Raw genomic sequence first — 26,577 nt, 5'->3', positions numbered from 1 at the left:
TTGGAGTTATTCCGCCGTGCGGTCCGGCCGTCCCGTCGCGCGTCCCGATCGCCACGCAGCGACGATCGCGGTGACGACGGCGAGTTGACCGATCAGGAACACGATCGACCCGGGGTCGGTCTCCAGCACGGGGATCGCCCACGTCGTCCAGTTGAACGACGTGTGAACGAGCAACATCGCGAGCAGGCTCCCGCCGGTCCGGTCGTAGAGCCACGTCATCACGATCGTCACCATGACGATCGAAGCGACGAACCCCACGATCGCTTTCTGGTAGTAGATCGTGCGTCCCGGGATGTAGAACAGCGGGAGGTGCCAGAAGCCCCAGAGTAGTCCGAGGACGACGCTCCCACCCAGGCGTCCGGCCCGGTCGACCAGCGGGTCCAGCGCGTACCCGCGCCAGCCGAACTCCTCCTGGAGCGGTCCGCCGAGCAGGAGGATGTACCCGAACGCGATCGGCAGGGCGACAGGGTCGGTCACCCAGGGCGGCGTGGGGAGCGTGGCGCCGGCGTAGCGGGCGTACGCCGCCGCGACGATCGCGACGACCGGAAACAGCGCGAGCGTCGGCAGCCACAGCCACCGCGGGAACGAGGTGTCCACTGCGCGACGAGCGAGGTCGCGCAGTCCGGACCGACCTCGCTGCCAGGCGACTACCGCGACGCCGGCCAGCGAGGGACCGAAGGCACCGAGCGCCGGCAGATCGGGGGCGGCGTCGAGAACGCCGAGTTCGACCAGCGCTTCCGGGCCCCAGAACGCCCACGACCACCCGAACGCGAGGAAGAGGAAGACGGCGAACACCGCTCCAGACGATCGGCGGTCGTCCCCCATCGCGCGTCACTTCGAGCGTGACTGACATCAATCCACGGCCGGAACGGCAACCGTTCGGCGGCGACGAGGTGCTTCGCTCACCGCGTCAGTTCGACCACCAGCAGCGTCTCGAACGGGTGGGACTCGCTCGCGATCTCCTCGGATTCGAGGCCGTTCTTCGCCGCTAGTTCGCGCACGGCGTCCGGGTCGGTCAGCGAACTCACGAGCAGGTAGGCCGCGCCGTCGGGCGCCAGTACCCGGCCCACGTCGTCGAGGAAGGGTTCGATGGCCGCGCGACCGTCCTCGCCGCCAGACAGCGCCCGCTCCATCCAGTCGTCCCACTCCTGGTCGGGCTCTGTCGGCAGATACGGCGGGTTGAAGGTCACCACGTCGAACGCGCCGTCGCAGAACGCCGTCGTGAGGTCGGCCCGCACGGCGGGAACCCCGTTCTCCGCGGCCTGACGGCAAGCGTGCGGGTTGAGATCTGCGCCAACCGCGTCGGCGCCCGCGTCTCGCATGCGCGCGGCGACGTATCCCGACCCGGTGCCCACGTCCAGCGCACGGTCGCCGGCTTCGACCCGCTCGACCACCGCATCGGCGAGCAGTTTCGAGTCCTCGGCGGGCTGGTACACCCGCTCGACGCCTCGCTGGTCGGCCAGGCTCGGCGTTCCGTCGGAGCCCTCTGCTTCGCCCCCGTCGGGCCGGTCGGCTCCGCCCCCGTCGGTCATGCCGACGGGTGCTCGCCCGGGTCGCCCACCTCGCGGGCGAGCGTCGCCAGGTCGGCGAACTCCGCGGGGGTCACGTTCCCGGCGCGGCGCCCCATCAAGTCCTCGTCGGCCGCTTCGACCACGGCGTCGGGATCGCCCAGCCCGGAGATGTGCGCCGTATTCCGGACGGCGTTGCGCATGGTCTTCCGGCGCTGGGTGAACACGGCCTTCAGGAAGTCCATGAAGAACTCGACGTCCGGCGCCTCGTAGTCCGGGTCGCGGGGCGTCGTCCGCACGACGGCGCTCTGGACGGCCGGCGGCGGCGAGAACGCCTCCTTGGGGACCGGCTCGACGACTTCCACGTCGGCGTAGTGGCCCGCGGTCACCGAAAGACGACCGTAGTCGTCGGTGCCCGGCTCCGCGGCCATTCGCTCGGCGAACTCCCGCTGGAACATCAGGACCAGCGGGCGACCCTCGGGCAACAGCCGGAAGGCGAGCTCGCTGGAGGGGCCGTACGGGAGGTTCGATATCGAGGCCGAAAAGTCGGGGAGGTCGACCTCCAGCGCGTCGCCTTCGACCACGGTGAGCCGGCCTTCGTCGATCTCCGCCGCGAACTCCTCGCGGAGGAACGCCGCCAGGTCCGGGTCGCGCTCGATCGCGGTCACGCGGTCCGCGACCGCGAGCAGTCGATCTGTCAGCGCGCCAGTCCCGGCGCCGATCTCGAGGACGTGCGAGAGGTCGACGCCTGCCTCCTCGGCGTAGCCCGGCAGGCGGTCGAGCACGCGGTCGTCGACGAGGAAGTGCTGGTCGTGGTCGGGATCGCCGCGGACGCTGGCCCGCCGGATGAGGGCGTCGGGATCGCGGGATCCGGTCTCCGGTCCCGAGTTCGGGTCCGAGGGCGAACCGCTCGCGTTCTCGCCGTTCATTCCTCGTCGTCCCGGCGGGCGAAGGTGCGGTACTTCAGGTCGTCCTCGCGGATCTCCTCGAGGATGCGCTCGACGACGACCTCGCGGGGGTTGTGCAGACCGTCGACGCGCTGTTCGAGGTCCTCGAAGCTCTCGAAGGGGCCGCGCTTGCGCTCGTCGAGGATGGCGTTGCGGAGCTTCTTCCCGATGCCCGGCAGGAGATTCAGCTGATGGAGCCGGAGCGTGATGGGCTGGGCGTCGTTGTAGAAGTCGACGAAGCGACGCTCTTCCTCGTCGACGAGGTCCTCGACGGCGTAGTCGAGTTCGGACTGGGCACCGCCGGGGAGGTCCTCGTACTCGACCTCGCCGGCGCGCTCGATGTGGTCGGCGGCTCGGTCGACGACCAGGTCGTCGCCGATGGAGACGTCGGCGTCGGGTGCGAGGACCACTTCGTACAGGCGGAAGTCCTCGCGCCCGAACGCGTAGGCCAGGGGCTGTTTCTGGTACTGCGGGCGGTCGTCCTCGGTCCGGCCGTGTGCGAGAAAGTCGAGGACGACGGCCGTGGGACCCCCCGACGCGTCGTCGCCGCGCTCGGTGTCGCTCATGACAGATGAGTAGGGCGAGACGGAACTTAAACCCCCGCAGTCGGGTGGTCGGGGGCAAATCGCGCCGGGCTCAGGCGTACTTCGCGACGACTTCGAGGATGGCGTCGAGTTCGTCGCCCGAGAGGGTGAACCGCTCCTGTGCGTAGATGGCGCGCAGCTCGTCGCGATCCCGCGGTCGCAGGTTCGCGATCTTGTAGGCGGTCGGCTCGTCGACCTTCTCGAGTTCGAGCAGTTCGTCGACGAACTCCCGTGACTCCTCGGCGTCGAGCACGGCGAAGCGGTTGACGTGCTCGATGGCGCGCGCGAGTTCGTAGCGCATCTCGCGGTCCTCGTCGGCCGCCCGCTCGCGTTCGAGCTCCGCGAGGATGTCCTTGGTCTCGGCGACCGTGAGGAACTCTTCGTCGACCTTCTCTTTGAAGATCGTCATGCCTGGCTGCGGATGTGGGCGGGCTTGACGATGAGGGTCTTCTCCGTGCCGCCGTCGACGATAGCGACCTTGTACGCGGTGCCCTGCTCGCCGACGACCTCGCCGGTGCGCCCGTCGAAGCGCGGGTGGTAGCGACCCTCCGGGACGCTCGGGTCGATCTTCAGGTGGACTTTCTCACCGACCTCGTACTCCGCGACCGCTCGCTGGGGCGGGGAGGTCCCGCTCTCTCGGGGCTTGTTTCGGAGCTTCTTGCGCGTCTTCTTCTGGGGTCCGTTGGAGTTAGGCATTCGTGCGGTTCAGTTATCCGGACACGCTTATAAAACGTGCGTTACGCGGTCGGTGGCCGGCTCACTCGGCCCGCCCGTCGTCTTCGGCCGCGCCACTGCCGCCGTCGCTGTGGGTCGTCTCGCCCGCTGAATCGGCTGCCTCATCGTCCTCCGCAACTGCGTCGTCGTCCGGACTGCTCGTCGCGCCGTCCGCGTCAGCTGTCTCGTCGTTCGTTCCGAGGGCTTCGTCCGCGTCGGTCTCCTCGGCTGCGTCGGCCTCCTCGACCGCCACGGCACCGTCCGCTCCGGCCCCGTCGGCGACCGGTTCGGGGAGCGTCTCCGAGCCGCCCTCGGAGGCGGCGTCGTCGACCTGGACCGTGAAGCTGGCGAGCAGGTCCCGGAGCTCCTCGACCTGGGACTCGATGGCCTCGGCGGTGTCGCTCACTTCGTCGATGCTGGCGACCTGCTCGTCCGTTCGCTCGGCGACGGTCTCGGCGCTGGAGGCGGTCCGGGCGCTGATGTCGGAGACCTGGTCGGCCAGCGAGACGACCTCCTGGGCGGAGTCCGCCTGGTCGGCCGTCGCGTCGCTGATCTCCTGGACACCGTCGTTGGTCTCCCGGACCTGCTCGGCGATCTCGTCGAGCGCGTCGAGGGCGTGCTGGGTCGTCTCGACGCCGCTCCCGACGTCCGACTGCATCGACTCGATGTCGGAGACGGCCTCGCCGGTCCGCTCGGTGAGCTGGGTCAACAGATCGTCGATCTCCTGGGTCGCCTCGCTGGTCTCCTCGGCGAGTTCCTTCACTTCCGCGGCGACGACGGCGAACCCGGACCCGGACTCGCCGGCGCGGGCCGCCTCGATGGAGGCGTTGAGCGCGAGCGTGTTCGTCTGGCTCGCGATGTCGTCGATGAGGTCGACGATCTCGGCGACCTGCTCGACCTCCTCGTCGAGCGCGCGGATCTCCGCCGCCGTCTGGTCGGTCCGCGACTCGATGGTCTCCATCTCGGCCATCGCCTCGGTCGCGGCCGTCGAGCCGTCGTCGGCGAGCGACTCGGTCTCCTCCGCCAGGTCCGCGACGGTGTCGGTCGTCGCGGCGACCTCTTCGACGGTGGCCGAGAGGTCGTTCATCTCCTCGCTGACCTCGCCGAGGTACTCGTCCTGTTCGGTGGCGTCGGAGGCGATCCCCGAGACGGATTCGCTCACGTCGCGGCTGGTCGTGCGGACTTCCTGGGTGGCCGTCGCCGCTCGCGTCGTCGACTCGGCGACCTCGTCGGTGAACGACAGCACGCGCCCGACAGTCTCGTGCAGGTCGCTCATCATGTCGTTGAACGAGCGCGCGATCTCGGCCATCGCGTCGCTCTCGTCGTCCGGTTCGAGCCGCCGGGTCAGGTCGCCGTCGGCGCAGGCGCGGATCGTCTCCCCGTACTCGTCGGCAGTCTCTTCGAGGTGTTCCGTGAACTCCTCGGCGGCCTCGCGCTCGCGTTCGGCCTCGCGTCTCGCCTCGTCGGCCTCGGCTCTGGCCTCCTCGCGGGCGGTCTCGATCTGGTCGATGCGGTCGGCGAGCGAGTCGCGCATCGAGGCGAACCGCCGGTAGAGCGTCCCGATCTCGTCTTTCCGGTGGGTCTCCAGGTCCACGTCGAGGTCGCCGTTCTCGATCGCCTCGGTCCGGTCCGCGAGCGTGCTGATCGACCGGGAGACCGGCCGTTCGATGAGGACGCCGACCGTCCCCAGGCTGAGCGCGACGAAGACGAACACCAGCCCGAGGTACAGCTTGGTCTGCGTCGGGACGCCGTAGACGCCGGTCGAGGCAGTCGTCACGAGCGCCAGGCGGGCGTCGGGGACGCCGGCGTAGCTGACGACTCGGCCGTCCTGCTGGACGAGCGTCGCGTTCTCGTTGCCGGAGTTGGCGCTCAGGCTCCGCAGCGCGGGGATGAACTCGGTCCGGTTGTACAGTTCCCGCGAACCGGGCCCCTCGTAGGCGCGTCCGAGTCGTTCGGGGTCGTCGCCGTGCAGGTACGTCGCGTTCCGGTAGAGGAGCTGGGTTCGGCTGCCCTTGACCGGCTCCCCGAAGTCGAACGACTCCGAGACGGACACCTCGACTGCGGCAGCGTAGCCGAGGCCGTACTGGGTCGGGCTGATGAACGTGATTCTGGTCTCGTTGTCTATTCGGTAGCCCCAGGTCGTCTGGACGGAGGTCACGCCCACCCCGTCGAGGTCGACGCCGGAGAGCCAGGGGAGCCGCTGTTCGGCGTCGTCGGGTATCCGCTCCGAACTGCCGACCACGCTCCCGTTCTGCCAGTTGACGTAGTGGACGCCGACGACCTCACCGGGCATCGACCGAGCGAGGCTCTGGAGGTGCGTGTCGATGGACCCGCTCGCGTCCGGGCGGAGTTTCCCCGACTGCGAGACGAGCCGCGTCGACGATTGGTACTGACTGTACCAGCTTCCGACCTCACCCGCGTTCTGCTCGGTCGCGGTCACGAGCGAGTCCTGTGCCGACGCGCGCTGGGAACTCAGCTCCGCCGCGTACACGCCACCGAGAACGAACACGAGGACGAGGAGGATGACCGCGACGGCGGTCGCAAACTGTCGTACGTAGCTGCTACGAATCCTGTCCGGCAGGAATCTCGATATCCGACGGTCCATAGATTTTTCGACAGTACATGTTGAGTTAAGTATTGCTGCGCAATCTCAAATATGATAAGGTGGAAACGGGAGAACGGTCCCGGCGTCCCCACCGAATATCACCGTTGATTCGGTAGCTGGACTTCGACCGGCGGCGGACTGACGGCTGGCGGTGGGCGATACCGGAGAGAAGCGAGGTCGGCGCGGTTCAGAGACGACCGACGTCGCCGACTTCGACGGACTCGACGCCTTCGACGTCGATGAAGGCCTCTTCGACGGCCTCGGTGCCGCCGGCCTCGTCGGGGACGATGACCGTCGGGAGCAGGGCGACGAGGCCGAAGGCCACGTCGTCGCGCTCGAAGCCGTTGATCTTCGCGCCCTCGGGGAGGGACTGTTCGAGGCGCTCCTGGAGCGCGTCCAGGTCGACTTCCGGGCTCTGCGGCATGACCTTGATCTGCGCGGCGACTTTCCCCATCGTTACGGCCCCATGAACCCGCAGTCCGGGCACTCGTAGAGGTTGCTCTGTTTCCGGCACTTCGCGCAGCGGTAGATCTGCTGGCCGCAGTCCGGGCACTTGAACGCGGCGGCGTTCGTGCCGGCGATGTTGATGCCGCACGAGACGCACTTTTGCTGGCGTTTCTGTTGGCTCTCGCTCATACCACTGCGTATCCTCTCACGGTTTTTAACCGTTGCCAAGTGAAGTTGGGCGGGTCCGAGGGACGTCCCCGGTCCCGCCCGCGTCGCCCGCTATCCGAAGTTCTCGACCTTCGCGTCGTCCGGTTCGCCCCCGGCGGCCGCGATAGCCGCCGTTGCGTCGTCGAGGAACTCGGCGAAGCCATAGACGAACACCTGTGCGTCGCCTGTCAGCGCCTCGGCGACCGACTGTTCGAGGGGCGACTCCGGCGCCAGGACGGCGATCGACGCGCCGCGCTCGTTCAACTCGGTCAGCCGGTCGTCGTGGATCGGCGCGGCGTCCCGGTAAACGATCGCCGCGTCGCCGCCGTCGTCCAGCGCTCGCTCGGCGATGCCGATGGCCGGGCCGACGCCCGGCCCGCCCGCGAGGACGAGCACCCGCTCCTCGCCCTCGTAGTAGGCGTTCCCGAACGGCCCCGACACCTCGACGGTGTCCCCGGCCTCCAGATCTTCCAGCCGCGGTCCGACCTCGCCCTCGGGGTCGATACCGACGGTGATCTCGAAGCTCTCGCGCACGTCCGGGGACGAGATAGTGTAGAAGCGCGACTCGTCGACGCCGTCGAGGGCGACCTTCACGAACTGGCCGGGGCGGGCGTCGAACCCCTCGGGCGTCTCGAAGTCGATGGCGATGGCGTCGTCGCCGACGGACTCGACGGCGACCACTGTGACCTCCGTGTCTTCCATGCACGCCGTTCGCACGCCCCGGCGCAAGGCACTTTCGCTCCCGGCCGTCGGTGTCGCCTCACCCGCTGGACATTCGTCGACCGACACGGCGTTCATTAATACAGGACAGTGTTACCGGTTGTTCGAAACCGCCGATTTTCGCCCGTGCGTCCAGTTCTACGACGAAAGCGGGGGTCGGAGTCCGGGGCCATTACAGAAGTCTTTTTGCCGGGCGGAAGATACTCAAATGCAATATGCCCGAGGACCTGAACTGGGCCATCGGCGGTGAAGCCGGTGACGGTATCGACTCTACCGGGAAGATATTCGCTCAAGCACTCTCGCGTGCCGGCCGTCACGTCTTCACCTCGAAGGACTTCGCGTCACGGATCCGGGGCGGGTACACCGCCTACAAGGTCCGGACGTCGGTCGACCGCGTCGAGAGCGTCGTCGACAGGCTCGACATCCTCATCGCGCTCACCGAGCGCACCATCGACGAGAACATGGACGAACTGCACGACGGCAGCGTCATCATCTACGACGGTGAGCGCTCCACGATGCAGGACGTCGAAGTTCCCGAGGGGATGATCGGCCTGTCGGTCCCGCTGCAGCGCCTCGCCGAAGACGCCGGCGGCGCCATCATGGCGAACGTCGTCGCGCTCGGCGCGGCCTGCGAAGTGGCGAACTTCCCGATCGAGAACCTCGACGAGTCGCTGGAGAAGCGCTTCGGCGACAAGGGCGAGGCCATCGTCGAGAACAACAAGGAGGCCGCCCGCCTGGGCCAGCAGCACGTCCAGGAGGAGTACGACCACGACTTCGACTACGACATCGAGACCACCGACAACGACTACGTTCTGCTCAACGGCGACGAGGCCATCGGCATGGGCGCTATCGCCGCCGGCTGTCGCTTCTACTCTGGCTACCCCATCACCCCCGCGACGGACGTGATGGAGTACATGACCGGCCGCGTCGAACGGTACGGCGGCAAGGTCGTCCAGGCCGAGGACGAACTGTCCGCGATCAACATGGCGCTGGGCGCGGCCCGCGCAGGCGCACGCGCGATGACGGCCACATCGGGCCCGGGCATCGACCTCATGACCGAGACGTTCGGACTGGTCGCCACCACCGAGACTCCCCTCGTGATCTGCGACGTGATGCGCTCGGGCCCCTCGACGGGGATGCCGACCAAGCAGGAGCAGGGCGACCTCAACATGACGCTGTACGGCGGCCACGGCGAGATCCCGCGGTTCGTCGTCGCCCCGACCTCCGTTTCGGAGTGCTTCTGGAAGACCGTCGAGGCGTTCAACTACGCCGAGAAGTACCAGACCCCGGTCTATCTGGTCTCGGACCTCGCGCTCGCCGTGACGGAGCAGACGTTCCCGCCGGAGGCGTTCGACATGGACGAGGTCGAGATCGAGCGCGGCAAGGTCGTCGACGAGGAGGACATCGACGGCTGGCAGAACGAGAAAGACCAGTTCCAGCCGCATTTCCCGTCTGCCGACGGCATCAGCCCCCGCGCGTTCCCGGGCACGACCGGCGGCGCCCACATGACCACCGGTCTCGAACACGACGAACTCGGTCGCCGGACCGAGGAGGAGGAGGTCCGCATCGAGCAGGTCGACAAGCGTACCCAGAAGATCGAGACCGCCAAGGAGCAGGAGGACTGGGACTACCGCGAGTTCGGCGACCCCGAGGCCGACACCCTCGTCATCTCGTGGGGCTCCAACGAGGGCGCCATGCGCGAGGCCCTCGGGTTCCTCGACGAGCGCGGTCACGACGTGCGGTTCATCTCGGTGCCGTACATCTTCCCGCGGCCCGATCTCTCGGAGGAGATCGAGGCCGCCGACGACGTCATCGTCGTCGAGTGTAACGCCACCGGGCAGTTCGCGGACGTCATCGAGCACGACGTCCTCGAACGGGTCCAGCGGGTCAACAAGTACAACGGCGTCCGCTTCAAGGCGGACGAACTCGCGACAGACATCGAGAACACACTCGCCGGCACCGACGCCGGCTCACAGGAGGTCGAGGCAGAATGAGCTCAGACGTTCGATTCACAGACTTCAAATCCGACAAGCAACCGACGTGGTGTCCCGGCTGCGGCGACTTCGGGACGATGAACGGCATGATGAAAGCCCTCGCCGAGACGGGCAACGACCCCGACAACACGTTCGTAGTCGCCGGCATCGGGTGCTCGGGTAAGATCGGCACCTACATGCACAGCTACGCGCTCCACGGCGTCCACGGCCGCGCCCTGCCCGTCGGGACCGGCGTCAAGCTTGCCAACCCCGACCTGGAAGTGATGGTCGCGGGCGGCGACGGCGACGGCTACTCCATCGGCGCCGGCCACTTCGTCCACGCCGTCCGCCGCAACGTCGACATGTCCTACGTCGTCATGGACAACCGCATCTACGGCCTCACCAAGGGGCAGGCGTCGCCCACCTCGCGCCAGGACTTCGAGACGAGCACCACCCCCGAGGGCCCGCAGATGCCCCCGGTCAACCCGCTCGCCCTCGCGCTGGCCTCGGGCGCCACCTTCATCGCCCAGTCGTTCTCCTCGGACGCCCAACGCCACGCCCAGATCGTCCAGGAAGCCATCGAGCACGACGGCTTCGGCTTCGTCAACGTCTACTCGCCCTGCGTCACGTTCAACGACGTCGACACCTACGACTACTTCCGCGACTCGCTGGTCGACCTCGCGGAGACCGACCACGACTCGACCGACCGCGAGGCCGCCAAAGAGAAGATCCTCGAAGGCGACAAGGAGTACATGGGCGTCATCTACCAGGACGACGAGTCCGTCCCCTGGGAGGAGCGCGAGGGCATCGACCAGGACATGTCCGACATCCCCGACGGCGCCCCCGAGGATGCGATGGACCTCGTCCGAGAGTTCTACTAGACCATCTTTTTGGCGGAGGGGTTTCCTCGTTCGCTTCGCTCACTGCGGGAACCCCTCCGCCAAAAACATGGGTGAAAAAGGCCGAGCGCTCGCTCCGTTCACGGGTCACTCCGTTCCCCGTTCACATCGAGGCGCTCCCGTCGGTCGCGCCTCGCACCGCTCGCGCTCGGAAGAACCGGCACCTGCGGCGCCGGACGCTGGCCTACCCTGCATCCTCACCGCCGCCGCGTCCGCCCCGCTACCACTTCGTTTCAGCCGGAAATCACTTGACGGATCCCGTCTTCAGTTTTCGACGTGCAGCGTCTCGGGATCGCGCTGGTCGCGCTCCTCGCGCTGGTCGCGCTCGCCGGAGCCGCGGGCACGTTCGACGCCGTCGAGGGGCCGTCGATAACCGGCGACGAGACGCCGACGGGCCAGCCGATGCTGACTGACGTCCCTCCACCCACCGGCGCGCCCCCCGGAAGCGACGAATCCGGCGTCCAGCGCGCTCCCACCGAGACCCGAGCCCCGGCGAGCGGTGACGGTGGCGGCGTCTCACCGCTGTTCGTCCCTGCCGTCGTCGGTTCGCTATTCGCCAGCGGGCTGTTCGTCGTCTTCCTGACCGGCGACGACGAGCGGGCTTCCGAAGCTCCCGCCGGGGACGATTCCGCGGGCGAGGACCCCGTGCCGAGCGTCGATCCCGACTACGATTCGCCCGCCGAGAGCACGCTCGTCGGTGCCTGGCGCCGACTCCGGGAACTGGCGGAGACAGACGAGACCGCGACGCCCGGAGAGGTCGCCGCGAGGGCGACCGACCGTGGCCTCCCCGCGGATCCGGTTTCGACCGTCACGGATCGGTTCCGAGCGTTCCGGTACGGGGACGAACAGCCGACGGACGAACCCGTCGCGAGCGCGGAAACCGCCGCCGAGCGACTCGACGGAGCTGCTCACCGCGCGGGCGACGGCGACCGCGACTCCGGGCCGACGGATGGTCGATAAAAACTTGTAGATGGGCCGAACACTCTGGTCTGTGAAGCGTTTCGCGACCGCCCTGATCGCCCTCCTCGCGCTGGTCGCGCTCGTCACCGCCGCCGGGTCGCTCGGCGGCGCCGACCAGCCCACGCTCTACTCCGGAACGACGCCGACAGAACCGGCACCGACCAGATCCCCTCCGCCGCCCGGCGCGATGGCCGGGAACGGGACCGCTGCCTCCGAGTCGACGGCCGTCGACGGCGAGACACGAGTCCCGCCCGACACAGGTAACGGTGGCGGCGTCTCCTCACTGATCCTCGCCGGACTCGTCGGCGGACTGCTCGTCGTCGCCGTCCTCGCCGTGATCCTGACCGACGACGATACCCGAGCACCTCCTCGGGACGAAGACGGTGGTGACGGCGGCGATACCGGTCCGCCGACCCCCGCCGTGGATCCGGGGTACGACACCCCCGCCGACAACGCCGTCGTGCGGGCCTGGAACCGACTCACCGAACGCGTCGACGGCGTCGACGACGCGACGACGCCGGGTGAAGCCGCTGCGGCGGCCGTGGACCGCGGCTTGCCGGCCGACGCGGTCGAGGGTATCACCGGGCAGTTCGAATCCGTCCGATACGGCCGGGAATCGCCCGGAAACGACCGGGAACGGCGAGCGGAGCGACTGGCGGACCGGCTCGACGCCGACGCGGACCGCAACGGCGGCTCGTCCGGAGGTGATGGGTCGTGAACCGTCGTCGCGGTCTGCTGGCGCTCGGGTTCGTCGCCGTCGTCGCGGGCGTCACGCTGACGCTCCGGCCGGGTCTGGTCAGCTTCGACTTCGCGACGCTGCTGACGCTGGGCATCTGGGCCGTCGCCCTCGTCGGGGTGGGCCTCGCGGCGGTCGAGCGGTTCGACAGCGAGGACGACTCCACGGGCGCGCTCCCGCGAGCGGGCGAGCGCCCCGACTACGCCGTCCCGGGCGACGACCTCGCGGCGGCGGTAGGGTCGGTCGGCGCGAGCGAGCGCGACGCGGCCGAGCGCGACCGGATCCGCGAGCGACTGCGCGCGACCGCGGTCGCGGCCCTCGAACGCTTCGAGGGGCACTCCCCCGCCGAAGCCGAGACCCGACTCGCCGAGGGAACGTGGACCGAGGACCCCGACGCGGCGGCGCTGTTCGCCGAGGAAGGCGACGACTCGGCCCACGCCGGCGTCGACCCGGAGTTCGACCGACGCGCCGAGCGCGCGGCCGCGGCCATCTCTCGGTTGGGAGACGGGGACGGACGCGACGCCAGCGCCCGACGGACCGGAGGTGTCGCCGATGACTGAGACGGCGGCGCTCGGGAGCGGGCTCGCCCGGGGCGAGCAGCGGCTCGAACGGACTGGGCGGTGGAACGGCATCCACGCGCTCGCGCTCGCGGCGACTGCGGTCGGCATCCTCGTCGGGACGCCCGTTACCATCCTCGCCGGGCTCGCCGGCGTCGGATTCGCGGCGTACAGCCGCCTCGCGGAGGCGCCCGACCCCGAACTCGCCGTCGAGCGCCACGTGAGTGACACCGATCCCGACCCGGGCGACACGGTGCGCGTCACGCTCACCGTCGAGAACGAGAGCGGTCGCACACTCCCGGACCTTCGCTTCTGCGACGACGTGCCCGCCGGGCTGGAAGTCGTCGAAGGGACCGCACGGCACACGACCGCGCTCCGACCCGGCAAGCGGGCCTCGATCGCCTACGAGTTCGAAGCGGTGCGTGGCCGCCACGAGTTCGACAGCCTCACCGTCGTGACGCGGGACGTGAGCGGTGCGAGCCGGCGAACCGCTCGGCAGGCCACTGATCGCTCGACCGTCGTCTGCCGCCCGCGCTACGAGGCGTGCTCGGTCCCGCTGGGCGATCTGGCGACTCGACTCACCGGCAACCAGCCCGTCTCGGCCACTGGCGAGGGGATCGCGTTCCACTCCGTGCGCGAGTACCGGACCGGCGACTCGCTGTCGAGCGTCGACTGGAACCGCTACGCGAAGGACGGGGAACTGGCGACGCGACAGTTCGACCAGCCCCGCACCGTCAAGGTCGTCCTGCTGGTGGACGCGCGCCGGGAGGCGTACGTGACCGCGGGTGACGACAGACGACCGGGGGTCGACGTCTGTGCCCACGTCGCCGGTGCGCTCGCGGGCGGTCTGGCAGACGACGGCTGTCACGTGGGACTGGCGGCGCTCTCGCCGCGGGACTGCTGGCTCCCGCCGGCCTCCGGCCGGACGCACCGCGAGCAACTCCACGAGGCGCTCACGACACACGACGCGTTCGGCTGGCAGCCACCGACGGAATCGGGTTCCGGCGAAGGGAACGGGTCTGACCCGGTCGACGACGGGTTCGACCGCCTGCTCGCCCAGCTACCCGGCGACGCGCAGGTCGTCTTCTGTTCGCCGTTCGTCGACGACAGCGCGGCCGAGGTGGCCCGTGCGCTCGACGCTCGGGGACATGACGTGACCGTCGCGAGCCCGGACGTGACCGCGACTGACTCCGCGTACCGACGGTTGGCCGCGACCGAGCGGCGTCTCGGACTCGACGAATGCCGTCGCGCCGGCATCTCCGTCGTCGAGTGGGAAATCGACGATGAGGTGTCGACCGTCGCGGCATCCGGCCGTGAAACTCCCGAACGAGCGGTTGCGACGGACGGGGGTGACGCCGAATGGTGGTGAGTCGAGCGCGCGACCGGCGGCGGCCGCGCGCGAGTCACGCCCTCGCCGTCGTCGCGACGCTGGCGGTGCTGTCCGCGGTCCGCGGGTCGACGATGGCCTCTCTGGTCGGGCTGGCCGGCGCGCTCGCACTCGTCTCGGGGCTGATCCGCCGGTCTGAGTCGTCGATCGTCTTCGCCGGCGCGACGCTGTTCGCGGCGACGATACTGGCGGCGACCGGACCCGCGAATGCCGAGTCGGTGCTGCTCGGCGCCTTCGGTGCGGTGATCGCGGCCGATCTGGGAACCTTCGCCATCGGGATCGACCGGGATGCCGACGCGGCGGTCGCGACGACGCGAGTCGAACTACTCCACGCCGTCGGCAGCGTGACCGTCGCGATACTCACGGCCGGCGTCGGCTACGCCCTGTTCGAGACGGTTCCGAGCGGCGGGTCGCTCGGCGTGGTCGCGCTCTTGCTGGGCGGGGTCGTGCTGGCCTGGCTACTGCGCGAGTGAGTCGGCTTGCGCCGGGCGCAAACGTGCCGCACGGGGTCGACCAGTTCAGGAACGTTAATTACGCAGACGCCGGACCAATGTCTATGAGCGACCGCTTTGACGTGGTGATCGCGGGGGCCGGTCCCGCCGGAGCGCAGTGCGCGCGCGATTTAGCGGCGAGAGAGTACGACGTGCTCGTGCTGGAGACCGAGCCCGAGGCCGACTTCCCGCGTCAGAGCAACAAGTCGACCGCCGGGACGTTCCCCTCGATGATGGCGTCGTTCAACGTCCCGGACGACGTCGTGATGAACTACACCGAGAACGTCGTGCTGGAGTCACCGAACGACCACTTCGTGCGCGACCAGCCCGGTGCGGTCCTGGAGTTCGCCGACTTCAAGCGCTGGCTCGTCGCCCAGGGTCGCGAGGCGGGCGCGGAGTACCGCTTCGACTCGCGCGTCTCGAAGCCGATCACCGAGGACGGCGACGTGGTCGGCGTCCGATACGACGGGCAGAAAGAGGTGTATGCGGACGTCGTGGTCGATGCGACGGGGCCGGCGGCGCCGCTGGCCAAGGACCTGGGCGTCACAGACCTCTCCCGCGATCGCCAGGCCATCGGCGTCGAGTACGAGTTCGAGGGGGTCCAGGTCGACCACCCCGACTTCGCCGACTGCCGGGACGCGATGATGCTCAGGCTCGATCACGACCTCGCGCCGGGCGGCTACTCCTGGATATTCCACACCGGCGAGGACACGGCGAAGGTCGGGCTCTGTTACATCCAGAACGACAGCCACCGCGAGTACGCGAAGGAGGGGATGGGCATCGACGACTACCTGGAGTACTGGCTGGAGTCAGACCCGCGCTTCGAGAACGCACGGCGCCTCGACGGCAAGCAACACCGCGGCTCGGCGCACATCCAGGAGCCGGGGCAGATGACCACCGACAGTTTCATCGCCATTGGCGACACGGTGCCGACCATCGACCCGCTGTGGGGCGAGGGGATCCACAAGGGGATGCTCTCGGCGCGCGCGGCGGCGGCGACCGCCGACCGGGCGCTGACCGGGACGGTGGACACCTCCGCCGAGCAGATGCGGATCTACAACAAGCTCTGGCACGACGACGTGGCGCCGAAGATGAAGACCCGCCTGCTGATGACGGAGCTGCTGTACCTGACGCCCAACGAGCGCTACGACAGGCTGATGGCCGACCTGCGGCGGGCGGACGGCGACACGCTCGCGAAGGTCAACGACGGCAACCGGCTGGCGATGCGCGACCTGATTCACCTGAGCGACCTGCCCCTGCTCGTGCGATTCGCCCGCGAGCGGCTGAACGCCTGAGACCGCGACGTGGAACGCCTGCGGTCGGGACGCGCCAACCCATCGGGGACCCAACAAGATTTTACCCCTTCCGGTCACCTCCCATGGCATGGAACGGGAACCGAGCAGACGGCGATTCATCACGGGCTGTTGCGTCGCCGGCGCAGGGACGCTGGCGGCGAGCGGACTCGCAAGCGGTGGCGCGGCCGAGGCGAGCGAGCGGGCCGCACAGCCGAAGACGCGCTGGAACCGGACGTACGAGTCGGGCGACGGGGGCACGGCGAACGCGATCGCACCCGCGGACGACGGCGGGTACGTCGTCGCGGGGACGACCGACCCCTCCAGCGGCGAGAACGCGAGCGTGATCTGGCTCTACAAGATATCGGCCGCGGGCCGACTCGTATGGGAGAAGACGTTCGCCGAGCACGCGACGACGGAAGCGTTCGACGTCGCGGCGACGGACGACGGGTTCATCGTCGCGGGACACACCCACGGAGAAGCCGTCGAAGGCCAGGACGCGTTCGCGCTCAGGGTCGACGCCGAGGGCGTCGAACAGTGGCGGAGGGTCTTCCACGTGCGTGACAGCACGACAGACACCATGCGGTCGGTTGCCGTCGACGGGGAGGGTCGGTTCGTCTTCGCGGGGTGGACGAGCCGGTTCGACGACGCGTGGGTCGCGCGCCTGACCGACGAGAACAAGATTGACTGGGCCCACCGGTACGGCCCGGGGTCGCGGAGCCGCTATCACGGCGTCGTCCCGGACTCCGGCGGCGGGTACGTCGTCGTCGGCGAGACCGCGGACACGTCCGGCGACACGGCGGGGTGGGCGAACAAGCTGGACGGGGAGGGCGTCCAGCAGTTCTCCCAGCAGTTCAAGAAGAACTCCAACAGCTCGACCAACCCGAAAGACGACTTCAACGTCTTCTACGACGTGGCCGAGACCCGGAACGGGTTCGTCGCGGTCGGCGCCAACGCGTTCGACCCGGAGACGAACGACCAGCGTGGCTGGGCGCTGGAGTTCAACGTCAACGGCGGCAAACTCTGGGACAAGCGCTACACCGAGGACAACTTCACGGCGCTGTACGACGTCAGGTACGGGAACCTGGAGTACTTCGTCGTCGGCGAGACCGCGACCGACGGCGAGGGCACGGACGGGCGCGGCTACGCCGCCACCCTCGGCATCGATGGACAGGAGAAGTGGACGGGTACCTGGGGCAGCGGCTCCAGCGGGTTCTCGGCGTTCCAGATGACCGACAGCGGCGGCTTCGTCTCCGTGGGGCAGACTGCGGAGTCGGCCGGGTCTACCGCGAGCGGCTGGGCCGTGCAGATCGGCGGCGACGAGGTCGCGACCGCGACGCCGTCGGCCACGCCGAGCCCGACGCCTACGCCGACCGGGGAGTCGCCGACGCCGACGTTCTCTCCTACTCCGACCGACGAACCGGGAGGCACCGTCGCGGCGGGCGACGGGGACGGGACGGACACGAGCGCACCGACACCGACCGGGACGCCGGACGGCAGTGGCGGGACGGAGGCACCAAGCGATGGCGGTGCGGGAACGACGGCGGGCGGCGACGGCGGCGGCGGACTGTCGCCGACGACCATCGGCATCGGCGCGGTGATCCTCGCGCTCGGCGGGGGAGGGGTGCTCTACAACCGGTTCCTCGCCGGCGGCGACGACGACGAGAACGTCGCCGGACCGGGGCAGGGAACCGGCGGTGCGGCACCGGTCGACACGGGCGATGGCGGCGGCGACGGCGGTGACGGCGACGCCGAGACCACCGAACCGGCGACCGACGAGAACGAGGACGTGCAGTCGGCCCAGACCGTCGTCGACGGCTCCGAGAGTACCGGCGACGCGGAATCGGCCGACGACGGCGACACGACCAGCGCTGCCGACGACGGCGACACAGGTGCGGCTGACGGAACAGAACCGGCCGAAGACGCGGAGCAGGGCGAAGACGCGGAATCGGCGGACTCCGACGGAAGCACCGACAGCGGGGAGTCGACGGACGACGACGACGAGTCGACGGACACGTAGGACCGCCGACAGCGGATTCGCCGGTCGCAACTCCTTTCGGTCGCTCGCCCGCAGTACCGAGTATGTCACAGGACTCACTGACTCCGGAGAGCGTGCCGCGCGTCGACGGCATGCCGACGTTCGGGCTCGGCACCTGGCAGAACGAGAACCCGAACGAGTGCGCAGAGAGCGTGCGAACGGCGCTGGAGATGGGCTATCGCCACGTCGACACGGCCCAGGCGTACGACAACGAGTCGGCGGTCGGCGACGGCATCGCCGCGGCCGACGTGCCGCGCGAGGACATCTTCCTCGCCACGAAAGTGTGGATCGATCACCTCGACCGCGACGGCGTGATCGAGTCGACCGAGGAGAGCCTGGAGAAACTCGGTGTCGACTCGCTGGACCTGCTGTACGTCCACTGGCCGTCGCGGACGTACGACGCCGCGGAGACGCTCCCGGCGCTCGAAGAGCTGAAACGCCGCGGCCTGATCGACCGCATCGGCGTCTCGAACTTCGAGCCGCACCACCTCGACGAGGCCCGCGAGATCCTCGACGAGCCTCTCTTCGCCAATCAGGTCGAGATGCATCCGCTCCTACAGCAGGAGGAACTGCGCGAGTACGTCGCCGAGGCGGACATCGAACTCGTCGCCTACTCGCCGCTCGTCCGCGGGAAGGTGTTCGACGTGCCCGAACTGTCGGAGATCGCCCAGAAACACGACGCGAGCGAGGCGCAGGTCTCGCTCGCGTGGATCCGCGAGAAGAGCGTGACGCCGATCCCGAAGGCGACGAGCGAGGCCCACATCCGCGACAACTGGGAGAGCGTCGCGCTCGATCTCGACGACGAGGACGTGGCGACCATCGACGGTATCGACCGGACCGAGCGCCAGATCGATCCCGGTTTCGGACCGAGCGCCTGGGACTGACCGATCGCTGCACCGGTACTCCGAAGTCGGCGCATCGGCGCGTCGGTGCGTCGCGCTGACGGTCTCCGGGGTGTGAGAGGATCCCCCGTTCCTGTCGTATAGAGAACCTGTCGACCGAGAATCGGGGACGGCGGTCGGCGAGCAACAGAAGAGGTATACAGCGGGCTGCCAAACCCATCCGATATGTCCGTCGGGAATCGTCAGGGGGTCGTCGAAGCGATACGCTTCGACCTGAACAAGTTCCACGAGACGTGGATGGGGTTGCTCTATCCGCGCCAGCGGGGGGCGAGCGACACCGTCCTCGGGAAGTGGCAACCGCAGACCACCCGCGAGAAGGTATCGTATATCGCGTGGTCGGCGCTGGGCGCGCTCGTCGTGGCCGTCCTCTATCCGCTCGCGCTATTCGGCGTGATCGTCCGGTTCCACGCCCGCAAGATAGACGTCTCCGTCGAGAAGCTCGGCGCCGTCGGCGTCGTCCTGCTGGCGATCCTCGTCTGGGGCGGCCTCTCCGCGCTCGTCGAGTTCCGACTCCAGGCGCAGTTCTCCAGCCAGGAGGCCAACGCGATCATCGCCGCGAGCGTGGTCGCCGTCCTCTCGTCGGCGCTCGCGGTGCTCTTCCGGAGCGTCGGCGGTCGGATCACGACGGTCGTCTTCGCCTACCCGTTCGGGATGACGGCCATCTTCCTGCCGCCGGTCGTCGCCGCGCTCGTCTCCGACGACGTCGCGCAGTTCAGCATCGTCTACGCCGAGCAGATCGCCGAACTGGCCCGCTCGCAGGTCCTCGAACCGGTGGGGCTCAGGGACGACGTCGCCCAGCGGTTCGACATGACGGAGTTCGCCTACGTCCTCATCTGGATCGGTATCTCGGTCCCGCTCGGGTGGCTACTCGGCATCACCGTCGCGCTGGCCGACTTCATCCGCCCGACCGGTGAGTGAGGGGCGCCCCTCACACCGCGTCCGAGGGGTCGATGACCGCTTCTTCCGGCGCATCTCCGCCCGCTTCGACGACCGCCGCGGTTCCGGTCTGGTCGCGGTCGACGAGTATCGTGCCGCCGACCAGGATCGGTGCGAGGACGCCCGCGACGACGGTCCCCGGGTCCGCGAGGGGCGCGCGGATCGCCACTTCGTCCGTCTCGTTGAGGTCGTAGGTCTCCGCCACCCGCTCGGTCCAGCCCAGCAGTTCCTCGTGAGTGAACCGCCGGTCGCCGGCCGCGAGCGCGGTGGCGGTCGGTTCGACCGCGTCCGGCGGATTCGTCGGGTTCTCGCTCCACATCTCGGCCTCGAAGTGGGCGAGTTCGGGGTCGTCGGACACGTCCCCGTAGACCAGCACCTTCGTCCCGGGCCCGGCGTCGTACGAGTCGGCCCGCGACGCAGGGGCGAGGAGCGCCTTCTCGTCGGGCGACTCGGAGGGGTCGAACCGGACGGTCGCGCCCAGCAGGGCGGCACCGAAGGCGGCGAGCAGCGGGGGTGGGGTCAGCGATTCGCCGGCGTCGACGGCGACGGTCGCGCCGCCGCGGACGCCGTAGTGTCGCAGGAGATTACCAGTCTTCCAGGCGTTCGTACAGAACTTCTCGTAGCTGTACGACCCCGCGCGGCTGTCCGTCCGGACCGCCAGATCGTCGGTGCGCCGCTCGCGCGCGACCAGGTCCCCGATGACGTGCATGCCCGCGCTTCGGCGGGAACCGGCAAAAGGAGTCCGACCCGTTATCGCGGGCGTTTACGTGGGCAGCGACGTGCCTTGAACGCTGTCGCGTAGCGGTCGCGAGTCCGGGCTGGAGAGCAGTCCCAGCGGTCTCACTCGCCGAGGACGTCGATCGCGTCGAACGTGACCGCTTCTGTGAGGGTGACCCGATCGCTCTCTTCCCTGTACCGGACGATGCCCGCGTCGGCGAGTTTCGGGACGTGGACGTGGTACAGGGACGCCTGTATCCGTCTGATCTGTTCGGCGTCGGCGTTACCCTCCCGTTCGGCGACTGCCTCCGCGAGGTCTCGCAGACCCAGCCCGGTGTCGGCGTCGTCGAGCAGGCGGACGACGTCGCGCCGCCGAGTACTCGACAGCACGTCGTACACGAGTGATTTATCACTGTGCCTGAGCGTCCCGTCTGTGGAAGTCATCACTCTCATTGGGTTCCGAGTACGTATATTGCTTTCGCAGATTCGGATACTGGAAAATAGCAATCAGGGGCTTCTTTGTTCTGTTATGTCCAATTTCGACGCCGTACAGATGCGGTCGCGCAGTGGTGACCCGATCAGATTCCGAAAAACCGAATCGCGTATCGCACTCGTCGGTCGAGCGGACCGTATTACCCCCTGATACGGTGACGGCAGCGAACGCGGCGGTGTCGTGGACCCGATTCAGGAGTTACGTCTCGTAGGTGCCGCTCTCGTCGTCGGAGACGTCCTCGGTTCCGAAGTGGTCGAACGGGCGGACGTACCTGTGGCGGATCAGCTCCTCGTTTTCGATCTGCATCCCCAACTGGTCGAGTTTCTTCGCGATGCGGGTGACGTCGTCGTTCCGCGGGGCGACGCCCATGATCTCGACGTTCTCCTTCCCGGCCATGAGCTCGGTGACCTCGACGACGCCTTCGACCTGGAGCGCCTCCCGTGCGAGTTTCTCCCGGTCGACGATCGGGGCCGAGCAGGTGAACTGGATCTCGAGCTGGTAGCCCGCCTGCTCGTAATCGATGACGGGGACGTACCCCTCGAGGATACCCCGCTCTTCGAGGTCGGCGATCCGGTTTCGCACGGTTCCGTCCGTGACGCCGACGGCCTCGGCGATCTCTACGGCGGTCTTGTGTCGGGCGTCCCGCTGTAACAGCTGGATGATCGCCCTGTCGACGTCGTCGAGCGGCGTGAACTCCGCGGACGCGCACATCGACTATAGTCAGGGGCCTCGGCTACTTGTCGCCTTTGAGGAATAACCCGCCAGTAGGTGGGAACATCCTCGGTAACGACTGTGAAGGATGTCTGTGCGGCAAGCGTACCGCGCCGAACGGACGTGAGGCGCGGTTTCACAGGTCGCGACCGAAGGGAGCGACCTGCTTTTTCGCCCACGTTTTTGGCGGAGAGGTGCCCGCAGGGAGCGCAGCGACCGAGGACACCCCTGGCGAAAAAGATGGTCTAGAAAGAGCTCTTGATCTTCTCGAAGAAGCCCTGTTCGACCTCGACCTCCTCGCCGCCGGCCTCGGCGAACGCTTCGAGGGCCTTGCGCTGGTCCTCGTTGAGAGAGTCGGGGGTGACGACCTGCACCTGGACGTAGAGGTCGCCGTCGCCGCGGCGGCGCAGACGTGGCATGCCCTTCCCGGAGAGGCGGAAGGTCTCGCCGCTCTGGGTGCCGCCGGGCACGTCGAGTTCGACCGCGCCGTCGACGGTCGGCACCTCGATGGTGTCGCCAAAGACGGCCTGGGGGAAGGAGATGGGCTCCTGGTGGTGGAGATCGGCGCCGTCGCGCTCGAAGTCGGGGTGGTCGCGGACGGTGACCTCGATGAGGAGGTCGCCCTTGGGGCCGCCGCGCTCGCCGGGCGCGCCCTCGCGCTCCATGCGGAGGGTCTGGCCGTCCTCGATACCGGCCGGGATCTCGACGGAGAGGGAGGCGTCCTCGCGGACGACGCCGTCGCCGCGGCAGGTCGAACAGGTCTCGTCGTAGATGGTGCCCTCGCCCTCGCAGCGGCGGCAGGTCTGGCGCTGCTGGACACGACCCATCGGGGTCTGCTGGACGGTCGTGGTCTGGCCGCGACCGTTGCACTCGGGGCACTGCTGGGAGTCGGTGTCGGGCGGGTGCCCCTCGCCGTTGCAGTCGGAACAGGTGTCCGGGCGCGTGACGTTGAGTTCCTTCTCGACGCCGTGGTAGGCGTCTTCGAGGTCGATGGTCAGGCCGGTGCGGAGGTCCCGACCCTGGCGTGGGCGGTTGGAGCCGCCGCCCCCACCGCCGCCGCCGAAGAACGTCTCGAAGATGTCGGACATGTCGCCGAAGGGGCCCTGGCCGCCGCCCATGCCGCCACCCATACCGCCCATGCCACCGGCGCCGCGACCGCCGTTGTCGGTGGCGCCGTGCTTGTCGGCCTCGACGTAGCGATCGTGGCCCAGCTGGTCGTACATCTGGCGCTGTTCCTCGTCGGTGAGGACCTCCTTGGCCTTCTTGGCCTTCTTGAACTTCTCCTCGGCGTCGGGTTCGTCGCTCACGTCGGGGTGGTACTCGCGCGCCTTCTCCCGGTAAGCCTCCTGGATCTCGTCCTCGCTGGCGTCCCGGGAAACCCCGAGCACTTCGTAGAAGTCCTCGCTCATCGCTTGTCGCGGTGTAGAAGATTGAGCTACTTCAATAGAACGGGTCTAGTCTCACCCCGCGGTCAGTCTCGATAGGGAGGCGCGTCGAATTCGGCGCCGCAGTCCTCGCAGGCGCTGACGACCGCGTTCTCGTCGTCGAGCGTGAGCGTCATCGCGCCACCACCGCACTCGGGGCACGGTGCCGGGACTCGTTCGGCGCCGCAGTCGGGACAGACGAACGAGAGGGCGTCGCCGCCCGTGTTCAGTCCGAGATCGGCCCCGTCGCACTCTGGACAGCCGACGGGGATACGGATGTCTGTGCTCTCCCGCGGGGCGCCGATGGCGACGGCGACGAGGTCGGTCTCGCCGCGATTGGAGCCGGACTGGTACTCGCCGGGCGCGAAGCGGACCGCTTCGCCCGCGTCGACGGGTATCTCGCGGCCGGTTCGGGACGGTTCGGCGTGAGCGTCCGCTCCGTCGGACGCCGGCAGGGTCTCGAAGGTCGCGGTTCCGTCGAGGACGACGAAGATCTCCTCCTGGTCGACGTGCGTGTGGAGCCCGCTCGGAAATCCGTCACCGGGTGGGATCCGGTAGTGATTGATCGCCACGTCGCTGGTGTCGAGCGGCCCGGAGAGGCCACGGCGGTCGACGTCGAGGGCCGAACTGGACGACAGGTCGTCGATGACGACACGTTCCATGCACGGACTGTCGAGCGGGAGCGAGAAATCTCTATGGGCGGCCTACACGCCGAGCCACTCGTCGTTGCGGACCTCGTAGCCGTTCTGCCGACAGTACTTCGCGGCCTGTCGGCGGACGTCACGGGACCCGGGGAGTTTCCCCTTCTCCTCGATGCGTTCGACGATCCAGTCGGCCATGACGCCGATCCCCTCGTCGTCGTCGACGGCGTCGATCGCCTTGAGCTCCCGGAACGTACGCTCGTACGCCTCGCGCTGTGAGCCCCAGACCCCGGCGTCGTCGAGCGTCCCAGTCGCCTCCACGACCCGCTTCATCGCGGCGGCCACCGTCGGTCGCTGGACGCGCATGCGGACGGCCGCGGGTGAGTCGAAGGTCTCCTCCTCCGTGCTCGGAACGAGTTCCGCGACGTCGTAGGACCCCTCGGGCGTCTCGACCTCGTGATAACCGACGGCTTCGACGACTTCGAGTCCCGTCGCCGGGAACTCGACGGTTTCGAGTTCCTCCTCGAGGACGTCGAGGTCGCGCTCCTCGACGGGCGGTTCGGTCTCGTCGCCGCGCTCGAGTTCTTCGAGTATCGCCCGCATCCGCTGGCGGTTCTCCTCGTCGTGCGCCTGTTTGTCTCGCCCCTCGCGGTTGTCTGGCATCCCGTGAATTTGGAGTTCGCGGCTGATAACCCTGTGGTCGGATCCGGCCCTCGCCGGACGCCGTCCCGGTGATACCTGTTCGATGGGTTTCAAAAACGCGCTTCAGCGAACGCCTTTACAATCGGCGTCCGTGGTCTGTGGTATGGCAACGGAACCCACGGACGTGCCGGACGGGTACGAGCACGCCGCGGACCTCGATGCGCTGCGAGAGGACGGACGCGCGGTGACGACGGTCGGCGGCCACGCCGTCGCGTTGTTCCACCACGAGGGCGAGGTGTACGGCGTCGACAACCGCTGTCCGCACATGGGGTTCCCGCTCTCGAAGGGGACCGTCGAGGACGGTCTGCTGACCTGCCACTGGCACCACGCCCGGTTCGAACTCTCCTGCGGCGACACGTTCGACATCTGGGCCGACGACGTGCAGACGTTCCCCACGGCGGTCCGGGACGGCGAGGTGTACGTCGACCCCGACCCCGAGACGGACGTGGCGCCGGAGATCCACTGGCGAAACCGACTCGTCGACGGGATGCGCGAGAACCTCTCGCTCGTGCTGGCGAAGTCGGCCATCCACCTCGACCACCACGGTGAGGGGTTCACCACGCCGCTGGAGACTGCCGTGGACTTCGGGACGAAGTACCGCGCCGACGGCTGGGGGCGCGGACTGACGACGCTCGGCGCGATGGCGAACCTCTACGACCAGGTCGACCACGACGAGAAACAGCGGGCGATGTTCGTCGGCGTCCGCGAGGTGGCGAGCAACTGCGCCGGCGAGCCCCCGCGGTTCGACCAGTACGCGCTCGGCAACGAGGACCTCTCGAAAGCGCGCCTGAAGTCGTGGTTCCGCGAGACCTGCGAGGTGCGCGACGCCGACGGCGCCGAGCGCTGCTTGCGAGCTGCGACGGCGACCCTGCCCCCGGAAGATCTCGTCGAGATCCTCGTCGCCGCCGCGACGGACCACCTCTACATGAACTCCAGCCACACGGTCGACTTCATCAACAAGGCGTTCGAGACGCTGGACCACGTCGGCTGGGACCGGGCCGAGGACGTCCTCGCGTCGACGGTCGACACCATCACCGACGGATCGCGCGCCGAGGAGACCAACGCCTGGCGCCAGCCCATCGACGTGGCCGAGCTCTGCTTCGACGCCGACGACGACATCTCGGAACTGTCCGCCGCGGGCGACGGGAAGTCGTGGGACCGGCCCGAGGACTTCGTCGAGACACTGCTCGGCGACGACCCACACGCTATCGACGCGGCGCTGCGCGACGCGATCCGTGCGGGCGCGACGACCGAGGAACTGGCCCACGCGGTCGCCGTCGCCGCGCTCCGTCGGGTGGCCCACTTCGCGACCAGCAACGAGTTCAGCGACTGGAACACGGTGCATCACACGTTCTCCTTCGCGAACGCAGTGAAGCAACTCGCTGGGCGGACCGACGCCGACGACCTCTACCGGGCGTGCTGGCAGGGCGCGATGTCGGTCTACCTCGACCGCTTCCTCAACCAGCCCAGGGCGCCGCTGCCCGACCCCGGCGCGGGCGATGGCGAAGACCCCGCCGAACTGCGCGAGCGACTGCTCTCGACCTTCGACGAACAGGGTCGCGTCGACGAGGCCGGTCGGATCGTGAGTCAGCACTTCGACGCCGGCGGCGACCCCGACGCGCTCAAGCGGACGATGGCCGAGGGACTGCTGCGGGAGGACGCCGGGTTCCACACCCTCCAGAACGTCGAGGGCGGGTTCGCGCAGTTCGAAGCGGCCGAGAGCGACCACGAACGGCGGCTGGCGCTGGTCACACCGGCCAGATACATGGCTGCGCACTTCCCGACGCGCCGCGAGGCCGAGCAGACGTTCAGGATCGCCGAGCGACTCTACCGCGGCGAGGCGATTCACGAGGGCGCGGCCGACTGACGACGGCGATCGACTCCTCCGTCGCTCTCGGTACCTAGTTCCGGCCTTGTGATCGCATGCAGTAGCCTGATTCCGGTCACAGGCGCAGATGTGTGCGTGCGCTCACACGTCACCGGGTC

General features: G+C 68.6%; 28 protein-coding genes. 12 read left to right on the top strand and 16 right to left on the bottom strand.

Translation table 11 applies throughout. The features are described 5' to 3' along the window. Window positions 1-6: 6 nt before the first annotated feature. From ACMGFH_RS08660 to ACMGFH_RS08615, 10 genes are all read right to left on the bottom strand, one after another. Window positions 7-825, bottom strand: coding sequence for a CPBP family intramembrane glutamic endopeptidase (locus tag ACMGFH_RS08660; protein ID WP_415382600.1), 819 nt, complete (start codon window positions 823-825; stop codon window positions 7-9). Between the two features lie 77 nt (window positions 826-902). Continuing rightward, window positions 903-1,532: a HemK2/MTQ2 family protein methyltransferase gene (locus ACMGFH_RS08655; protein ID WP_415382599.1), complete on the bottom strand. Its 630-nt coding sequence runs from the start codon at window positions 1,530-1,532 to the stop codon at window positions 903-905. Continuing rightward, complete coding sequence (locus tag ACMGFH_RS08650; RefSeq protein WP_415382597.1) at window positions 1,529-2,437, bottom strand: 16S ribosomal RNA methyltransferase A; 909 nt, start codon at window positions 2,435-2,437, stop codon at window positions 1,529-1,531. Before ACMGFH_RS08650 ends, ACMGFH_RS08655 begins: the two co-directional genes overlap by 4 nt. Beyond that, on the bottom strand, window positions 2,434-3,021 hold the full coding sequence (locus tag ACMGFH_RS08645; RefSeq protein ID WP_415382595.1) for a DUF655 domain-containing protein: 588 nt from the start codon (window positions 3,019-3,021) through the stop codon (window positions 2,434-2,436). The genes ACMGFH_RS08650 and ACMGFH_RS08645 overlap by 4 nt, the downstream gene beginning before the upstream one ends. A gap of 70 nt (window positions 3,022-3,091) precedes the next feature. Continuing rightward, window positions 3,092-3,448: an RNA polymerase Rpb4 family protein gene (locus tag ACMGFH_RS08640; protein ID WP_415382594.1), complete on the bottom strand. Its 357-nt coding sequence runs from the start codon at window positions 3,446-3,448 to the stop codon at window positions 3,092-3,094. After that, window positions 3,445-3,735: a 50S ribosomal protein L21e gene (locus ACMGFH_RS08635; protein WP_415382592.1), complete on the bottom strand. Its 291-nt coding sequence runs from the start codon at window positions 3,733-3,735 to the stop codon at window positions 3,445-3,447. Before ACMGFH_RS08635 ends, ACMGFH_RS08640 begins: the two co-directional genes overlap by 4 nt. A gap of 61 nt (window positions 3,736-3,796) precedes the next feature. After that, on the bottom strand, window positions 3,797-6,358 hold the full coding sequence (locus ACMGFH_RS08630) for a methyl-accepting chemotaxis protein (RefSeq protein WP_415382590.1): 2,562 nt from the start codon (window positions 6,356-6,358) through the stop codon (window positions 3,797-3,799). Between the two features lie 187 nt (window positions 6,359-6,545). Beyond that, entirely contained in the window at window positions 6,546-6,812 is a 267-nt protein-coding gene (locus ACMGFH_RS08625; RefSeq protein WP_415382589.1) for an elongation factor 1-beta, read from the bottom strand. 2 nt (window positions 6,813-6,814) lie between these two features. Beyond that, window positions 6,815-6,994, bottom strand: a complete 180-nt coding sequence (locus tag ACMGFH_RS08620) for an HVO_2753 family zinc finger protein (protein WP_006883773.1) — start codon at window positions 6,992-6,994, stop codon at window positions 6,815-6,817. A 90-nt stretch (window positions 6,995-7,084) separates the two neighbouring features. Next, window positions 7,085-7,714: an FAD-dependent oxidoreductase gene (locus ACMGFH_RS08615; RefSeq protein WP_415382587.1), complete on the bottom strand. Its 630-nt coding sequence runs from the start codon at window positions 7,712-7,714 to the stop codon at window positions 7,085-7,087. A 233-nt stretch (window positions 7,715-7,947) separates the two neighbouring features. On the opposite strand from ACMGFH_RS08615, the gene ACMGFH_RS08610 reads away from it, so the two are divergent. The 11 genes from ACMGFH_RS08610 (at window position 7,948) to ACMGFH_RS08560 (ending at window position 19,885) form a co-directional block, all read left to right on the top strand. Beyond that, window positions 7,948-9,726, top strand: a complete 1,779-nt coding sequence (locus tag ACMGFH_RS08610) for a 2-oxoacid:acceptor oxidoreductase subunit alpha (protein WP_415382585.1) — start codon at window positions 7,948-7,950, stop codon at window positions 9,724-9,726. Continuing rightward, window positions 9,723-10,586, top strand: a complete 864-nt coding sequence (locus ACMGFH_RS08605) for a 2-oxoacid:ferredoxin oxidoreductase subunit beta (protein WP_415382583.1) — start codon at window positions 9,723-9,725, stop codon at window positions 10,584-10,586. The genes ACMGFH_RS08610 and ACMGFH_RS08605 overlap by 4 nt, the downstream gene beginning before the upstream one ends. 294 nt (window positions 10,587-10,880) lie before the next feature. Then, entirely contained in the window at window positions 10,881-11,564 is a 684-nt protein-coding gene (locus tag ACMGFH_RS08600) for a DUF4129 domain-containing protein (protein WP_415382581.1), read from the top strand. Window positions 11,565-11,595: 31 nt separating this feature from the next. After that, a complete protein-coding gene (locus ACMGFH_RS08595; RefSeq protein WP_415382579.1) occupies window positions 11,596-12,282 on the top strand; it encodes a DUF4129 domain-containing protein in 687 nt (228 codons plus the stop codon). Continuing rightward, window positions 12,279-12,860: a hypothetical protein gene (locus ACMGFH_RS08590; RefSeq protein ID WP_415382577.1), complete on the top strand. Its 582-nt coding sequence runs from the start codon at window positions 12,279-12,281 to the stop codon at window positions 12,858-12,860. Before ACMGFH_RS08595 ends, ACMGFH_RS08590 begins: the two co-directional genes overlap by 4 nt. Next, the gene (locus ACMGFH_RS08585) at window positions 12,853-14,226 is read left to right on the top strand and encodes a DUF58 domain-containing protein (protein ID WP_415382575.1); all 1,374 of its coding nucleotides are present in this window, start codon (window positions 12,853-12,855) and stop codon (window positions 14,224-14,226) included. Before ACMGFH_RS08590 ends, ACMGFH_RS08585 begins: the two co-directional genes overlap by 8 nt. Next, complete coding sequence (locus ACMGFH_RS08580; RefSeq protein ID WP_415382574.1) at window positions 14,217-14,717, top strand: hypothetical protein; 501 nt, start codon at window positions 14,217-14,219, stop codon at window positions 14,715-14,717. Before ACMGFH_RS08585 ends, ACMGFH_RS08580 begins: the two co-directional genes overlap by 10 nt. Before the next feature lie 83 nt (window positions 14,718-14,800). Continuing rightward, the gene (locus ACMGFH_RS08575; RefSeq protein ID WP_415382572.1) at window positions 14,801-16,030 is read left to right on the top strand and encodes a digeranylgeranylglycerophospholipid reductase; all 1,230 of its coding nucleotides are present in this window, start codon (window positions 14,801-14,803) and stop codon (window positions 16,028-16,030) included. 88 nt (window positions 16,031-16,118) lie between these two features. Continuing rightward, the gene (locus ACMGFH_RS08570) at window positions 16,119-18,047 is read left to right on the top strand and encodes a hypothetical protein (RefSeq protein WP_415382571.1); all 1,929 of its coding nucleotides are present in this window, start codon (window positions 16,119-16,121) and stop codon (window positions 18,045-18,047) included. A 62-nt stretch (window positions 18,048-18,109) separates the two neighbouring features. Beyond that, entirely contained in the window at window positions 18,110-18,949 is an 840-nt protein-coding gene (locus tag ACMGFH_RS08565; RefSeq protein ID WP_415382569.1) for an aldo/keto reductase, read from the top strand. Window positions 18,950-19,132: 183 nt separating this feature from the next. Continuing rightward, a complete protein-coding gene (locus ACMGFH_RS08560; RefSeq protein ID WP_415382567.1) occupies window positions 19,133-19,885 on the top strand; it encodes a hypothetical protein in 753 nt (250 codons plus the stop codon). Between the two features lie 10 nt (window positions 19,886-19,895). Here the strand turns inward: ACMGFH_RS08560 and ACMGFH_RS08555 are convergent, their stop codons facing one another. The 6 genes from ACMGFH_RS08555 to ACMGFH_RS08530 form a co-directional block, all read right to left on the bottom strand. Continuing rightward, window positions 19,896-20,612, bottom strand: a complete 717-nt coding sequence (locus tag ACMGFH_RS08555; protein WP_415382566.1) for a hypothetical protein — start codon at window positions 20,610-20,612, stop codon at window positions 19,896-19,898. A 131-nt stretch (window positions 20,613-20,743) separates the two neighbouring features. After that, window positions 20,744-21,064: a hypothetical protein gene (locus ACMGFH_RS08550; protein ID WP_415382564.1), complete on the bottom strand. Its 321-nt coding sequence runs from the start codon at window positions 21,062-21,064 to the stop codon at window positions 20,744-20,746. A gap of 247 nt (window positions 21,065-21,311) precedes the next feature. Further along, complete coding sequence (locus tag ACMGFH_RS08545; RefSeq protein WP_415382563.1) at window positions 21,312-21,824, bottom strand: Lrp/AsnC family transcriptional regulator; 513 nt, start codon at window positions 21,822-21,824, stop codon at window positions 21,312-21,314. A gap of 245 nt (window positions 21,825-22,069) precedes the next feature. Then, a complete protein-coding gene (dnaJ, locus tag ACMGFH_RS08540; RefSeq protein ID WP_415382562.1) occupies window positions 22,070-23,233 on the bottom strand; it encodes a molecular chaperone DnaJ in 1,164 nt (387 codons plus the stop codon). Window positions 23,234-23,295: 62 nt separating this feature from the next. After that, on the bottom strand, window positions 23,296-23,910 hold the full coding sequence (locus tag ACMGFH_RS08535; RefSeq protein WP_415382561.1) for a cupin domain-containing protein: 615 nt from the start codon (window positions 23,908-23,910) through the stop codon (window positions 23,296-23,298). Between the two features lie 42 nt (window positions 23,911-23,952). After that, window positions 23,953-24,552, bottom strand: a complete 600-nt coding sequence (locus ACMGFH_RS08530; RefSeq protein WP_415382559.1) for a hypothetical protein — start codon at window positions 24,550-24,552, stop codon at window positions 23,953-23,955. Between the two features lie 142 nt (window positions 24,553-24,694). Here ACMGFH_RS08530 and ACMGFH_RS08525 point away from each other — a divergent pair, with 142 nt between their 5' ends. Continuing rightward, window positions 24,695-26,458: a Rieske (2Fe-2S) protein gene (locus ACMGFH_RS08525; protein ID WP_415382558.1), complete on the top strand. Its 1,764-nt coding sequence runs from the start codon at window positions 24,695-24,697 to the stop codon at window positions 26,456-26,458. Window positions 26,459-26,577 lie beyond the last annotated feature (119 nt).

This window comes from Halosimplex rarum (assembly GCF_047715405.1).
Lineage (GTDB): Archaea > Halobacteriota > Halobacteria > Halobacteriales > Haloarculaceae > Halosimplex > Halosimplex rarum.
This window is presented reverse-complemented; position numbering and strand designations above follow the sequence as displayed.

Excerpts from the sequence above, each read along its gene's own strand:
- ACMGFH_RS08660 (WP_415382600.1), bottom strand. The coding sequence starts at position 825 with ATGGGGGACGACCGCCGATCGTCTGGAGCGGTGTTCGCCGTCTTCCTC.
- ACMGFH_RS08655 (WP_415382599.1), bottom strand. The coding sequence starts at position 1,532 with ATGACCGACGGGGGCGGAGCCGACCGGCCCGACGGGGGCGAAGCAGAG.
- ACMGFH_RS08650 (WP_415382597.1), bottom strand. The coding sequence starts at position 2,437 with ATGAACGGCGAGAACGCGAGCGGTTCGCCCTCGGACCCGAACTCGGGA.
- ACMGFH_RS08645 (WP_415382595.1), bottom strand. The coding sequence starts at position 3,021 with ATGAGCGACACCGAGCGCGGCGACGACGCGTCGGGGGGTCCCACGGCC.
- ACMGFH_RS08640 (WP_415382594.1), bottom strand. The coding sequence starts at position 3,448 with ATGACGATCTTCAAAGAGAAGGTCGACGAAGAGTTCCTCACGGTCGCC.
- ACMGFH_RS08635 (WP_415382592.1), bottom strand. The coding sequence starts at position 3,735 with ATGCCTAACTCCAACGGACCCCAGAAGAAGACGCGCAAGAAGCTCCGA.
- ACMGFH_RS08630 (WP_415382590.1), bottom strand. The coding sequence starts at position 6,358 with ATGGACCGTCGGATATCGAGATTCCTGCCGGACAGGATTCGTAGCAGC.
- ACMGFH_RS08625 (WP_415382589.1), bottom strand. The coding sequence starts at position 6,812 with ATGGGGAAAGTCGCCGCGCAGATCAAGGTCATGCCGCAGAGCCCGGAA.
- ACMGFH_RS08620 (WP_006883773.1), bottom strand. The coding sequence starts at position 6,994 with ATGAGCGAGAGCCAACAGAAACGCCAGCAAAAGTGCGTCTCGTGCGGC.
- ACMGFH_RS08615 (WP_415382587.1), bottom strand. The coding sequence starts at position 7,714 with ATGGAAGACACGGAGGTCACAGTGGTCGCCGTCGAGTCCGTCGGCGAC.
- ACMGFH_RS08610 (WP_415382585.1), top strand. The coding sequence starts at position 7,948 with ATGCCCGAGGACCTGAACTGGGCCATCGGCGGTGAAGCCGGTGACGGT.
- ACMGFH_RS08605 (WP_415382583.1), top strand. The coding sequence starts at position 9,723 with ATGAGCTCAGACGTTCGATTCACAGACTTCAAATCCGACAAGCAACCG.
- ACMGFH_RS08585 (WP_415382575.1), top strand. The coding sequence starts at position 12,853 with ATGACTGAGACGGCGGCGCTCGGGAGCGGGCTCGCCCGGGGCGAGCAG.
- ACMGFH_RS08580 (WP_415382574.1), top strand. The coding sequence starts at position 14,217 with ATGGTGGTGAGTCGAGCGCGCGACCGGCGGCGGCCGCGCGCGAGTCAC.
- ACMGFH_RS08575 (WP_415382572.1), top strand. The coding sequence starts at position 14,801 with ATGAGCGACCGCTTTGACGTGGTGATCGCGGGGGCCGGTCCCGCCGGA.
- ACMGFH_RS08570 (WP_415382571.1), top strand. The coding sequence starts at position 16,119 with ATGGAACGGGAACCGAGCAGACGGCGATTCATCACGGGCTGTTGCGTC.
- ACMGFH_RS08565 (WP_415382569.1), top strand. The coding sequence starts at position 18,110 with ATGTCACAGGACTCACTGACTCCGGAGAGCGTGCCGCGCGTCGACGGC.
- ACMGFH_RS08560 (WP_415382567.1), top strand. The coding sequence starts at position 19,133 with ATGTCCGTCGGGAATCGTCAGGGGGTCGTCGAAGCGATACGCTTCGAC.
- ACMGFH_RS08555 (WP_415382566.1), bottom strand. The coding sequence starts at position 20,612 with ATGCACGTCATCGGGGACCTGGTCGCGCGCGAGCGGCGCACCGACGAT.
- ACMGFH_RS08550 (WP_415382564.1), bottom strand. The coding sequence starts at position 21,064 with ATGACTTCCACAGACGGGACGCTCAGGCACAGTGATAAATCACTCGTG.
- ACMGFH_RS08545 (WP_415382563.1), bottom strand. The coding sequence starts at position 21,824 with ATGTGCGCGTCCGCGGAGTTCACGCCGCTCGACGACGTCGACAGGGCG.
- dnaJ (WP_415382562.1), bottom strand. The coding sequence starts at position 23,233 with ATGAGCGAGGACTTCTACGAAGTGCTCGGGGTTTCCCGGGACGCCAGC.
- ACMGFH_RS08535 (WP_415382561.1), bottom strand. The coding sequence starts at position 23,910 with ATGGAACGTGTCGTCATCGACGACCTGTCGTCCAGTTCGGCCCTCGAC.
- ACMGFH_RS08530 (WP_415382559.1), bottom strand. The coding sequence starts at position 24,552 with ATGCCAGACAACCGCGAGGGGCGAGACAAACAGGCGCACGACGAGGAG.
- ACMGFH_RS08525 (WP_415382558.1), top strand. The coding sequence starts at position 24,695 with ATGGCAACGGAACCCACGGACGTGCCGGACGGGTACGAGCACGCCGCG.